This window comes from Streptomyces sp. NPDC001985 (assembly GCF_040296845.1).
In the GTDB taxonomy this organism is placed as follows: domain Bacteria; phylum Actinomycetota; class Actinomycetes; order Streptomycetales; family Streptomycetaceae; genus Streptomyces.
Genome location: NZ_JBEOYB010000126.1, coordinates 1 through 11,926, shown reverse-complemented (window position 1 = coordinate 11,926; position 11,926 = coordinate 1). Strand labels below are relative to the sequence as shown.

The 11,926-nt window shown below is 74.1% G+C and carries 9 protein-coding genes and 1 pseudogene; 5 read left to right on the top strand and 5 right to left on the bottom strand.

Features of this window, described 5'->3' with window-relative positions; all coding sequences use genetic code 11:
- Nucleotides 1-67: 67 nt before the first annotated feature.
- Both purU and ABT122_RS32100 read right to left on the bottom strand, forming a co-directional pair.
- Nucleotides 68-919: a formyltetrahydrofolate deformylase gene (gene purU / locus ABT122_RS32105; protein WP_351559448.1), complete on the bottom strand. Its 852-nt coding sequence runs from the start codon at nt 917-919 to the stop codon at nt 68-70.
- Nucleotides 920-995: 76 nt separating this feature from the next.
- Nucleotides 996-1,442 carry an SCO4402 family protein gene (locus ABT122_RS32100; RefSeq protein ID WP_451068504.1) on the bottom strand — a complete coding sequence of 149 codons (447 nt, stop codon included), beginning with the start codon at nt 1,440-1,442 and terminating at the stop codon, nt 996-998.
- Nucleotides 1,443-1,617: 175 nt separating this feature from the next.
- On the opposite strand from ABT122_RS32100, the gene ABT122_RS32095 reads away from it, so the two are divergent.
- Complete coding sequence (locus tag ABT122_RS32095) at nt 1,618-2,997, top strand: ABC transporter substrate-binding protein (protein WP_351559444.1); 1,380 nt, start codon at nt 1,618-1,620, stop codon at nt 2,995-2,997.
- Between the two features lie 14 nt (nt 2,998-3,011).
- Here ABT122_RS32095 and ABT122_RS32090 read toward each other — a convergent pair whose 3' ends face one another.
- Both ABT122_RS32090 and ABT122_RS32085 read right to left on the bottom strand, forming a co-directional pair.
- Entirely contained in the window at nt 3,012-4,775 is a 1,764-nt protein-coding gene (locus ABT122_RS32090) for a hypothetical protein (RefSeq protein ID WP_351559442.1), read from the bottom strand.
- 155 nt (nt 4,776-4,930) lie between these two features.
- On the bottom strand, nt 4,931-6,313 hold the full coding sequence (locus ABT122_RS32085; protein WP_351559440.1) for an NsdA family TPR-like regulatory protein: 1,383 nt from the start codon (nt 6,311-6,313) through the stop codon (nt 4,931-4,933).
- Nucleotides 6,314-6,644: 331 nt separating this feature from the next.
- Between ABT122_RS32085 and ABT122_RS32080 the strand changes: the two genes are divergently transcribed.
- The 4 genes and pseudogenes from ABT122_RS32080 to ABT122_RS32065 all read left to right on the top strand — a co-directional run bounded on the left by ABT122_RS32080 (nt 6,645) and on the right by ABT122_RS32065 (nt 10,863).
- Entirely contained in the window at nt 6,645-7,322 is a 678-nt protein-coding gene (locus ABT122_RS32080; RefSeq protein ID WP_351559438.1) for a bifunctional DNA primase/polymerase, read from the top strand.
- 88 nt (nt 7,323-7,410) lie between these two features.
- Nucleotides 7,411-8,223, top strand: a pseudogene (locus ABT122_RS32075) (ABC transporter ATP-binding protein); the annotation flags it as partial.
- 266 nt (nt 8,224-8,489) lie between these two features.
- Nucleotides 8,490-10,127 carry a transporter gene (locus tag ABT122_RS32070; protein ID WP_502976239.1) on the top strand — a complete coding sequence of 546 codons (1,638 nt, stop codon included), beginning with the start codon at nt 8,490-8,492 and terminating at the stop codon, nt 10,125-10,127.
- A 289-nt stretch (nt 10,128-10,416) separates the two neighbouring features.
- A complete protein-coding gene (locus tag ABT122_RS32065; RefSeq protein WP_351559434.1) occupies nt 10,417-10,863 on the top strand; it encodes a subtilase-type protease inhibitor in 447 nt (148 codons plus the stop codon).
- A gap of 193 nt (nt 10,864-11,056) precedes the next feature.
- Here the strand turns inward: ABT122_RS32065 and ABT122_RS32060 are convergent, their stop codons facing one another.
- A complete protein-coding gene (locus ABT122_RS32060) occupies nt 11,057-11,908 on the bottom strand; it encodes an alpha/beta fold hydrolase (RefSeq protein ID WP_351559450.1) in 852 nt (283 codons plus the stop codon).
- Nucleotides 11,909-11,926 lie beyond the last annotated feature (18 nt).

Genomic DNA, 11,926 nt, shown 5'->3' with positions numbered 1-11,926 from the left:
GGGCCCCCCGCCCGGGGCCGGCCCCCGCCGGCCGCGGCCCCGACCGTACCGCCGTTCGAGGTCCGCGTCAGTCGAAGACGACCGTACGGCGCCCATTGAGCAGAATCCGGTGCTCGGCGTGCCACTTCACCGCGCGCGCCAGCGCCTGGCACTCCACATCGCGGCCCACCGCCACCAGCTGCTCCGGCGTCACCCCGTGGCCCACCCGCTCGACCTCCTGCTCGATGATCGGGCCCTCGTCGAGGTCGGCCGTCACATAGTGCGCCGTCGCGCCGATCAGCTTCACCCCGCGCGCGTGCGCCTGGTGGTAGGGCTTGGCACCCTTGAAGCTCGGCAGGAAGGAGTGGTGGATATTGATGATCCGGCCGCTCAGCTCCCGGCAGAGACCGTCCGAGAGCACCTGCATGTAGCGGGCGAGCACCACCAGCTCCACCCGCTCCGCGCGCACCAGCTCCAGCAGCTCGGCCTCGGCCTGCGGCTTGTTCTCACGGGTGACCGGAATATGGCGGAAGGGGATGTTGTACGAGGAGACCAGCTCGGCGAAGTCGGTGTGGTTGGAGACGACGGCGGCGATCTCGACCGGCAGGGCGCCGATGGAGGAGCGGAAGAGCAGATCGTTGAGGCAGTGGCCGAATCTGCTGACCATCAGGACGATCCGCATCGGCTCCTCGGCGAGATGGATCTGCCAGTCCATCTGGAAGGAGTCGCCCACGGCGGCGAAGCTGGCCCGCAGCTTGTCGACGGTCACCGGGGCCTCGGCGGAGAAGTGGACACGCATGAAGAACAGACCCGTGTCCTGGTCCCCGAACTGCTGACTGTCCTCGATGTTGCAGCCGGTGATGAAGAGATAGCTCGACACGGCGTGGACGATGCCCTGTTTGTCCGGGCAGGCGAGGGTCAGGACGTACTGGTCGGTCATCCTCGTAGGGTGCCATATCCGGCGCGCCGGGCCGGGCGGCGTCCACGACGCGGTCGTGCCGTACGGACCCGGGGCCTCAGGCCGTACGGGTCATGATCCGCAGCACATCGAGCGAGCGCGGCGGCGCGTCCGGGTCGTCGCCGTCGCCGGCCGCCAGCCGTATATGGGCGTCGCGGCAGGCCCGGACCGCCTCCGGCCAGCCGTGGTGCGCCATATAGGCCGAGACATGGGCGTCCGCCCCGACCTGGTGCATGATCCGCAGCACCCGGAGCACGGCCACATCGACCAGCGCCGCCTCGCCCGAGTCGCGGAAGATCGTGCCGACGTACTTCTCGGCGGACCAGTTGTCCAGCCAGGTGTCCTCGACCAGCCGGTAGACGGCGTCGGTCACATCTCCGTACCCCTCCAGGCCGGTGAGCCAGGCCTCCTGCTGGAACGCGGGGTCGGAGAGCATGTGAAGCGCGGAGCGCACCTGCGCGCGCCAGCGCCACCACGGCATGTCGTTGAGTGGCATACCGCCCATGGTGGATGAGCGACGCCCACGACGGGAAGAGGGGACCGGTCCTTGCTGGTGCACGCCGTCGATCGTACGTTCCTCGGCGGCGCGGTCCGCGGGCCCCCCGCAATTCACCTGTCCGTCACCCGGTGTTGACGGCCGCACACTCCGCCGTTACCCGGTGGCGGAAGGGTGACGGGTCATGACCCGCAGCCGACGCACGACCTTCCCCCGCTCCCTCCGCCCCTCGGGGAACGGACCCCGGGCCCGGGCCCCGCGCGGTGTGCCGGGGGCCGTCCTCGCGGCCTCGGTGGCCGGGGCGCTGGCGGTCTCGGGCTGCGGGGTGGTCCCCGGGATGGGCGGGGGCGGCCCCGGGCCGCTGAAGGTGATGACCTTCGCGCCGGAGAAGACCCAGGCGACCAATATGCCGGGAATGCCCGCGATGGCGCATGCGTACGCCCGCTGGGTGAACTCCCGGGGCGGACTCGACGGGCGGCGGCTCCAGGTCATCACCTGCAATGAGCGGAACACCGCCAAGGGGGCGTCCGACTGCGCCCGGCAGGCGGTCAGGGAGGAGGCGGTGGCGGTCGTCGGCTCGTACAGCCAGCACGGCGACGCCTTCCTGCCGCCGCTGGAGGCCGCGGGAATCCCCTTCATCGGCGGGTTCGGGATCTCGGACGAGGAGTTCGACAGCTATCTCTCCTACCCGGTCAACGGCGGCCAGCCGGCCCTGCTCGCCGGGCACGGCATCCAGCTCGCGGACGTCTGCCGGCGGGTCGCGCTGGTACGGCCCGACTCCATCACCGGGGACCGGTTGCCCCGGCTGCTGAACGCGGGCCTCGCCGAGGGGGACACCCCGACCACCGATGTGCTCGCCCCCGAGGACGCGACCGACTACACCGAGGCCGCACGGCGGGCCCGCGCCGAGGCGGGCGCCCCGCCCGGGGGTCCCGCGGGGCCGGGCTCCGGGGCGGGGCCGGGCTCCGGGGAGGAGGAGCGGCCCGGCTGTGTCACCGCCGCGCTCGGCGACCGCACCGAGACCTTCTTCGACTCCTTCCGCCGGCTGCCCGACGACGAGGCGCGGGTCAGGGTCTCCTCCGTGCTCGGCAGCGTCGGCCAGCCGCTGATCAACCGCACGGGCGGCCGGAACGGCCCCTTCGAGGGCGCCTTCGTCACCGGCTGGTACCCCGACTCCGGGGACGAGCGCTGGGCCGGGATGAAGCGGGTGATCGACGAGCACGCCTTCGGGGACAACCGGGTCGACCCGGCCGATCCGGGGGTGCAGACCACCTGGATCGCGTACACCGTCCTCCGTACCGTCGTGGAGTCGCTGGACGGCGACGAGATCACCGCGCGCCGGGTCGCCGACGCCCTGGACGACGGGGTCCGGGTGACGACCGGCGGGCTCACCCCCGAACTGCGCTGGGAGTACCGGGACATGCTGGGCATCCCCGGCTTCCCCCGGATCGTCAATCCGCGCGTGACCTTCCAGGAGGTCCGCGACGGCCGGCTGGTGGCGCAGCGCGAGGGGTTCGTCGACGTCAGCGAGACACTGACCGATTCGGTGTCCCTGGTGAACTGAGGGAGCCGCCGGGGTCAGAGCTGGTGGCTGCGGCGCTGGGGGAGGCCGTGGGCGGTGGCGATCGGGTTCCAGAGCTCCGACGCCTCCTGCTTGGCCTCGGTGGCCTCGCCGCTGGCGGCGTTGCCCTGGGCCGCGCGCTTGGTGGTACGGGCCTTGCCGCCCTTGCAGCCCTTCTTGCCGCCCACCTGGTCGGCCCAGGCCGCGTAGTGGTCGTCCGCCGCCGCCGACGCCCGCCAGGCGTCGGTGAGCGACTCGGAGAGATCCTCGTGCTCGGGGAGCTTGCCGACGTCCAGCCCCGACAGCCGGGTGACCAGGGAGCGGCGCTGCTCGGCCGCGTCCCGCAGATCCGCCGCCGCCTGGCCGAGGTTCGCGCACCGGCGGATGTTCGCCACCGAGCGGATCACCGCGTCACGGCTGTTGTTGCTGTCGGCGAGGAGCTTGTCGAGGGCCTTCGCCTGGGTCTTCACCGGGTCGTCGGCGGGCGGCGCCGGGGCGGGGGCGCTGGCGCTGGGGCTGGGCGCGGCGGAGGTGGCCGCCGCGTTCGCCCCCGTACCGGGGTCCTTCTTCCCGCCGTCGCCGCCCCCGAACACCAGGGCGCCGACGCCGAGGCCGAGGACCGCGCAGCCGACCACCACGGCGGCGATCAGCGGCATCCCGGAGGACTTCCGGCGGCGGGGCGCGCCGGGGCTCTGCGGCTGCTGCTGCGGGGCACGGCGGTGGGAGCCCCCGCCCCCGCCGCCGCTGCCCGGCTGCGGGGCGGGCGGGAAGTGGGGCGGCTGCTGGTGCTGGGGCTGCTGGGGGTGCTGCTGATACGGCTGCTGTCCGCCGGGCGGGGGGCCCGCCGCCGGAGCGGCGGCGGAGCGGAAGAGGTTGTCGAACTCGGCGGGCGGCTGCCGGTCACCGGGTGCCCCGGGACGGATGCCGTACGGCGCTCCCGGAGGCGGCGGCGGGACCGGCGGGGTCTCCTGGCTCCGGTGGCCGGGCGGGCCGTCCTGGCGGCGGTGGGCGCCGCGGTGCGCCGGCGGCCCGGCCACGCTCTCGGGCGGCAGCGCCCCGGCGCCGACGGGAGGGATGATCTGCGTCGCGTCCGAGGGCTCCGGCGGGACGGGCGGGATCACCCGGGTCGCGTCCTGGACCGGCGGCAGGTAGTGCGTGCTGTCGGCGGCTCCCCGCACCGGCGGCGGGTACGGGGCGCTCTCCGCCGCGCCCTGGGCCGGCGGCGGGTAGTGCGTGCTGTCGGCGGCTCCCTGCACCGGCGGCAGCGGGCCCGGTCCGACCGGCGGTATCACCTGGGTCGCGTCCGGGAAGCCGTGGCCGGCCGGGTACCGCGTCGCGTCCGAGGGCTCCGGCGGGACGGGCGGGATCACCCGGGTCGCGTCCTGGACCGGCGGCAGGTACTGCGTGCTGTCGGCGGCTCCCCGCACCGGCGGCGGGTACGGGGCGCTCTCCGCCGCGCCCTGGACCGGCGGCAGGTACTGCGTACGGTCCGACGCGCCCCCGGCGGGCATCCCCGGCGGCGCCTGCGGGGGCAGCGGCTGGGACCGCACGCCGTACCAGTCGGGCGCTCCCTGGGGCGGCTGCGGCACGGAGGGCTGCGGCGGCTCCGGCACGGGGGCCTGCGGCGGCGCGGCGGCCCACGGCGCGCCGGGCGCCGGGGCCGGGCGCTCGCCCGGGGCCCGGGGCGGCCACGGCTCGGAGCCGTCGGACGGCAGTACGACACCCTCGTGCGCCGGCCGGGCGGCGGGGAGCCGGTCGTCACCCTGTCCGCTGTGCGTCACCAGGACTCCTCCATGTGGACCTACGGGAACGTCGGTTCACGCTACCGGGTACCTCGGGTCCCGCCGCACACCCGCCTCGGACCAGGGCGGACAAGCCCCCACAAGCCGCTGTTGGGAGCAGGTCTGTGACGGTCCTCACGCCCGTCCGGCGACGCTCAGGCGGCCTGGAGCTCCACCCGGGCGGCGAACTCGCGGACCGCCGGCTCGTCCGCGTACGGCTCCAGGCGCTGCTGGAACTCCTCCAGGTACTCCGCGCCCCGGCTGGAGCGCAGCCGGGCCAGCAGCTCCACGGCGCGCGTGCCCGTGTGGCAGGCCTGCTCCACCTCGCGCTGCTGCACCTGGGCCGTGGCCAGCAGCACGAGCCCGATCGCCCGCCGCCGGGCGCGGGACTCCGGATGCCCGTCGAGCGCCTGTGCCGCGTGGTGCGCCGAGGCCTCCGCCTGGCCCAGGTCGCGGTAGCAGTGCGCCAGTTCGTCCGCGAGGTAGGCGTGGTCGAAGTGGGTGATCCAGGCCGGGTCGTCGCCCGTCTCCGGCTCGGCCCGCTCCAGGGCGGCGATCGCCCGGCCCGCGACGGCGTGGCAGGTGCGGGAGTCCCCGAGGAGGGCGTGCCCGCGCGCCTCGGCGGCCAGGAACATCGACTCCGCGCGCGGGGTCACCTGCCCCCGGGCCCCTTCCTGGGCGGCGCGGGCCAGTTGGGCGATCTCCCGCGGATTGCCGAGCTGGGCCGCGAGATGGCTCATGGAGGCGGCCAGCACATATCCGCCGTAACCGCGGTCGCCGGCGGCCTGCGCCAGCCGCAGCGCCTGGATGTAGTAGCGCTGGGCGAGCCCCGGCTGTCCCGTGTCGACGGCCATGTACCCCGCCAGCTCGGTGAGCCGGGCGACGGCCGCGAACAGCTCCCGGCCGACGTGCTCCCGGTAGGAGCCCGAGAGCAGCCCGGAGACCACCGAGTTCAGATAGTGGACGACGACCGGGCGGACGTGTCCGCTGCCGAAGCGGTGGTCCAGATCGGTGAGCGCCGCGGTCATCGCCCGGACCGCCTCGACGTCGCAGACGCCGACCCGGGAGCCCGCCGTCCGCGCCACCTGGGAGTCCGCTCCGGTGATCAGCCAGTCGCGGCTGGGCTCCACGAGCGCGGAGGCCGCGACCGAGGTGCCCGACAGGAAGTCGCGGCGGCCCACATCGCTCCGCCACAACTCGCAGACCTGCTCGATCGCGCCGAGGACGGTCGGCGAGAACTGGAGCCCGACGCCCGACGCGAGGTTCTTGCCGTTGGCCATCCCGATCTCGTCGATCGTGACGGTACGGCCGAGTTTGCGGCCCAGCGCCTCGGCGATGATGCCGGGCGCCCGCCCGCGCGGCTGCTGTCCGCGCAGCCAGCGGGCCACCGATGTCTTGTCGTAGCGCAGGTCCAAACCGCGCTCCGCGCCGACCATGTTGACGCGACGGGCGAGGCCGGCGTTGGAACACCCGGCTTCCTGGATGAGCGCCTGCAACCGTTCGTTCGGCTGTCGGGCGACGAGAGGCCTGGCTGCCATGAATACCCCCTGAGGCCGCGGTGATCCACGCAGGGATCATTGCCCGGCTGTATGCGGAGAATGCAGAATTAACGGACTTGGTCTGTTTTTTCCAAAGCGCTGCCGGCGTCGGCCGCTCACGGAGGTTCTCGCCCAGCCCTCGTACCGTCTTCGCATGTGCTCCGGCGCAGGCGACATCCCGTCCCTCTTGTACACGTAGCTACCCGCCACGGGGGCCCGTCCCCGTGCGCGCCCCCATCCGTGCATCGATGCGCCCCATATGCGGGATCATGATCGCGGGGCGGGCCGTAGGGTGCCCGTAACTCAAGGTGACGGTGGGAGTTGAGTGGTCGTGGAAGAGACCATCGGAGTCAGAGAATCCGCGGAGATCCCCCAGCAGAGAGGTGAACAACTGCTGGACCATGCGGTGCGATACGCGGAGGAGCGGCACTGGGACGTGTTCCCCGGCACCTGGCTGGAGGCTGCCGACGGCAGGGAGCACTGCTCCTGCGGCGACACCGCCTGCGCGGCACCGGGCGCCCACGCGGCGAAGCCGGACTGGGCGAGCCAGGCGACGGGCAGCGCCACCGCCGCCCGCCGGCAGTGGGGCAGGAACCCCACGGCGTCGATCCTGCTGCCGACGGGCCGCACGTTCGACGTCCTCGATGTCGCCGAGTCGGCGGGCTTTCTGGCGCTGGCCCGGCTGGAGCGGATGGAGCTGCCGCTCGGCCCGGTGGCCTGCACCCCGGACCGGCGGATGCTGTTCTTCGTGCTGCCGGGCGCGGTGGCCAAGGCGCCGGATCTGATCCGCGGTCTGGGCTGGGCGCCCAGCGCGCTGGATCTGACCGCCCGGGGCGAGGGGCAGTACGTCGCGGCCCCGCCGACCCGGGTCGGCGGCCGGGGGGCGGTGCAGTGGGCGCGCAAGCCCACCAGCGCCAACCGGTGGCTGCCGGACGCGGAGGAGCTGATCAGCCCCTTGGCGTACGCCTGCGGACGGGACGCGGTGGCGGCCCGCACCCGGGGCGCTTAGCCGGTGCCTCCATAAGGTGGACCGTACACAGACGCGTACATACCAAGATGGCGCGGGATGAACGGGACACCGAAAGGCAGGCATCACCATGCCGGACAACCGGGCGACAGAGGCCGGGGGCACAGGTGCGGGCGGGGCAGAGACTGCGCCGCCCGCCGTTCGCGTGGAGGGCCTGTGGAAGCGGTTCGGCGACCAGATCGCCGTCTCCGGGGTCGATCTCACGCTGCCCGCGGGCAGATTCATCGGACTGGTCGGGCCGAACGGCGCGGGCAAGACGACGACCCTCTCGATGGTGACGGGTCTGCTCCGCCCGGACCAGGGCCGGGTGGAGGTCGCCGGGCACGACGTCTGGCGGGACCCGGTCGGGGTGAAGTCCAGGATCGGCGTGCTGCCGGAGGGACTGCGGCTCTTCGAGCGGCTCTCGGGGCGGGAACTGCTCGCCTACAGCGGGCGGCTGCGCGGGCTGCCGGGCGCCGAGGTCGACCAGCGGGCCGCTCAGCTTCTGGACGTACTGGATCTCGCGGGCTCGCAGCACAAGCTGGTCGTGGACTACTCGACCGGGATGCGGAAGAAGATCGGGCTGGCGTCGGCGCTGCTGCACAATCCGGAAGTGCTCTTCCTGGACGAGCCGTTCGAGGGGGTCGACCCCGTCTCGGCGCAGACGATCCGGGGTGTGCTGGAGCGGTACACCGCGTCGGGGGCGACCGTGGTCTTCTCCAGTCATGTGATGGAGCTGGTGGAGTCGCTGTGCGACTGGGTCGCCGTGATGGCGGCGGGCCGCATCCGGGCGCAGGGGCCGCTCGCCGAGGTGCGGGGCGGCGCGCCCTCGCTCCAGAGCGCGTTCCTGGAGCTGGTCGGCGCGAGCGGCCGGGCGGACCATGAGGCGCTGGACTGGCTCGGCGTGGGCTCCCCCTCCACGTCGGGTCCGGGCTCCGGCGCGGGTTCCGTCGCGGGTCCGGCCGGGGGTTCTGTTCCGGGTCCGGCCGCAGGCTCCGCTTCGGGTCCGGCCGCAGATTCCGTTTCGAGCCCGGTCGCAGATTCCGTTTCGGATTCCGCTTCCGGTCCGGCCCCGGGCTCTGCTTCGGGTCCGGCTCCCGGTTCCGCTTCCGGTGGTGTGCGGTGAGCGTGGCCGCCGGGGCGGACCGCGCCTCCTCGCCCCCGTACCCCGTGTCCGGTGCCGGCGCGGCGGGCGGTGGGCCCGACGCCGTGAGCACGGGACGGCTGACCGGGATCTTCCTGCGACTCAAGCTGTCGCTGCTCCGCAACGGACTGCGCCAGTCCGCCACCCGCACCACCGTCTTCGTGATCTCCCTGGTGCTCACCCTGCTGGTCGCCGCCCTCCAGCTCCTCGGGCTCGTCCTGCTGCGCGGCAGCGACCAGGCGGCGACCGTCGCCGTGCTGCTGGCCGGGGTGCTGGCGCTCGGCTGGGCCGTGATGCCGCTGTTCTTCCCGGGCGGGGACGAGACGCTGGACCCGACCCGGCTGGTGATGCTGCCGCTGCGCCCGCGCCCGCTGGTCTCGGCGCTGCTGACGGCGTCCCTGGCCGGCATCGGGCCGCTGTTCGCGCTCTGCCTGCTGACCGGCTCGGCCCTCGCCCTCGCGCACGGCACGGCCGCCGTGCTGGTGTCGCTGATCGCCGTGCCGCTGGCGCTGCTGGTGTGCGTGGCCCTGGCGCGGGCCGTCGCGGCGGGCAACATCCGGCTGCTCACCTCCCGCAAGGGCCGCGATCTGGCGCTGCTGAGCGGTCTGGTGGTCGCGATCGGGTTCCAGTTGGTGAACTTCGGCGCCCAGCGGCTCGGCCAGGCGGGCGGGGTGTCCGCGCTGGAGCCCGCGGCCGAGGTCGTGCGGTGGCTGCCGCCGGCCGCCGCGATCGGCGCGATCGACTCCGTGAGCGAGGGCGCGCACGCCGTGGCCCTCGCCCAGCTCGCGCTCTCGGCCGGGGCCCTGTACGCCCTGCTGTGGTCCTGGCGGCGGAGCCTGACCACCCTGATGACCACCCCCGACGGCTCGACGCTCGGCGCCGCCGGGAAGCCGTCCGCCCGCGGGAGGTTCCCGGGCGGGCCGCACCGGCTGCTGCCCGAGGGGCGCACCGGCACCGTGGCGCGGCGCACCCTGCTCTATGTGTGGCGGGACCCGAAGACCAGGGCCGCCTGGGTCTCCGGTCTCGTGATCGGGCTGCTCGTACCGCTGTTCAACGCCTTCCAGGGGATGGGCTCGGTCTACTTCGCGAGCTTCGCCGCCGGGATGATGGGCATCCAGATGTACAACCAGTTCGGGCAGGACACCTCCGCCTTCTGGATGGTCGCGCAGACCATCTCCTCGACCGGGGACGCCCTCGCGGAGCTGCGGGGGCGGGCGCTGGCGCTGCTGGCCATCACCCTCCCGTACACCGTCCTCGTCAATGTCGTCGTCGCGGCCGTGGTGGACGACTGGCGGGGGCTGGCGCCCGCGCTGGGGATCTCGCTGGCGCTGCTGGGCGCGATGCTGGGGACGGGGGCGGTGGCCTCGGCCCGGTTCGCGTACTCGATCCCGCAGGACAGCGCGTACAAGAACGTCGTGCCGGGGCAGGCGGGGCTCGCCTGGATGTCGATCCTCGGCGGGATGGTGATCGCGGCGGTGCTCTGCGCCCCGCTGATCGCCGCGGCGGTCTGGATGCATCTGACGGACGCGCACGCGGGCCTGTGGCTGCTGCTGCCGGCCGGCGCGGTGTACGGGCCGCTGATCGGCTGGGCCGCTCTGCGGATCGCCGCTCCGCAGACGGCGAACCGGCTGCCGGAGATCCTGGCGGCGGTCAGCAAGGGATGATCCGGGGCTCACGGTGAGTGGTTTCCCGTCGATGCCGGGTGGCTGAAGAAACGTACCGCTGGATCGTCTTCCCAGCTCAACCGGTTGTTTCGAAGTGAACCACTCAAGATTGTCCATATGCCGGACGCCTCTCGGGGGCGTCCGGCACCCGGGCCGAACAGCCCAAACGACCATTCGGTCACCCCTGTTTCCGTGGACACGGCCGGAAAGCGGCGATCGACGTGCGCTCACCGTGCGCTTACGCAAGACTCCCCAGCGCAATCACCCTCAGAGCGAAGGAGTTCCACCGATGCGTTCCGTACGCAGCACGATCGCCGTCGCGGCGGCCCTGGCCCTCGGCGGGGCCGTGGCGGCCTCGGCGCGGGCCGCCGAGCCCACCGAGCGGCCCGCCTCCCACGCCGGGCTGTACGCGCCCTCCGCGCTGGTCCTCGGCATCGGCAAGGGCACATCGGCGGCCGAGTCGACCGTCCAGCGGGCGGTCACCCTCAGCTGCGCCCCGCGCGCCGAGGGCACCCACCCCTCGCCCGCCGACGCCTGCGGCGAACTCCGCGCCGTGAACGGCGACTTCGCCGCCCTGCCGTCGACACAGCCGCAGGCCCTCTGTACGCGCGAGTGGGACCCGGTCACCGTCACCGCCGACGGCGTGTGGCGCGGCGAGCGCGTCGTCTGGTCGGCCACGTACAACAACGGCTGCGAGAGGGAAGCGAGCCTGGGCGGGGCGCTCTTCTCCTTCTGAGGCGGCTCCCGCCGGTGCCGGTGCCGCCGGTGCGGCTTGGCGCCGGTGCCGCCTCGGCCGATGCGCTCACGGGCGCGGCTTCCGCCGGTGCGGCTTGGCGCCGGTGCGCCGGGCAGGGCTCACGGGGCCGGGCAGGGCCCCGGGGGTCCGGTGGGGGCGGGCGGCGGATGACGGCGTGCGGGCCACCGGTGGGTCAGGGGCCGGTGGCCCGCACGCCGTCGCTGTCGCGGGCCAGATCCCGGGGGAGGGCGGCGAGGAAGGGCTCGATCGCCGCGCACCACTCCTCCGGCCGGTCGCAGTGCGCCAGATGACCGCCCTCCGCCAGCTCCGCGTACTGGCCGAGGGGGAGGACTCTGACCATCTCCTGGGCCTCCGCGCGGCCCAGCTCGCCATCCGGCCCCCGGACCACCAGGGCGGGGCAGGGGACCTGGGCCAGCTGGTCCCAGTGGGCGTCGTGCACCCAGGGGGCGCGGGAGCTGAGCATCTGGCGGCGGGAGAAGACCGGGCGCCAGCCGTCCTCGCCCTCGGCCATCACCCGGGCGAAGAACTCCCCGCGCGCGGGGGTGGGCCGCTCGGCCCACGGATCGTCCGCGCCGAACCAGCGGTGGACCTCGGCGACCGAGGCGAAGGGCAGCGGCCAGGAACGGAACCACGCCTCCCACTCCCGCTGCGACGCGGCCCCCAGCGCGGCGGCCCGCATATCGGAGATGATCAGCGCTCCGACCAGGTCGGGGCGGCGGGCGGCGAGCTGCCAGGCGGTGAGCGCGCCCATCGAGTGGCCGACCAGGGTCACCGGGGCGAGGTCCAGCTGTTCGATCGCGGCGACGGCGTCGGCGATGTACGCCTCCCGGGTGAAGGGACCCTCGGGCGGCTTCTCGCTGGCGCCGTGGCCGCGCTGGTCGAGGGCGACCACCCGGTGGCGGCCGGCCAGCCGGGCCGCCACGGGCGCCCAGTGCTCCGCGCATCCCATGAGGCCGTGGAGCAGCAGCATCCCCGGGGCGCCCTTCGTCGAGCCGTTCGTGAAGACGCTCGGCGCGGGCGCCAAGTTCGTCCCCGGCTCCTC

Bases quoted from the DNA above. Each gene is read 5' to 3' on its own strand.
- purU (WP_351559448.1), bottom strand. From the start codon at position 919: ATGACCGACCAGTACGTCCTGACCCTCGCCTGCCCGGACAAACAGGGC.
- ABT122_RS32100 (WP_451068504.1), bottom strand. From the start codon at position 1,442: ATGGGCGGTATGCCACTCAACGACATGCCGTGGTGGCGCTGGCGCGCG.
- ABT122_RS32095 (WP_351559444.1), top strand. From the start codon at position 1,618: ATGACCCGCAGCCGACGCACGACCTTCCCCCGCTCCCTCCGCCCCTCG.
- ABT122_RS32085 (WP_351559440.1), bottom strand. From the start codon at position 6,313: ATGGCAGCCAGGCCTCTCGTCGCCCGACAGCCGAACGAACGGTTGCAG.
- ABT122_RS32065 (WP_351559434.1), top strand. From the start codon at position 10,417: ATGCGTTCCGTACGCAGCACGATCGCCGTCGCGGCGGCCCTGGCCCTC.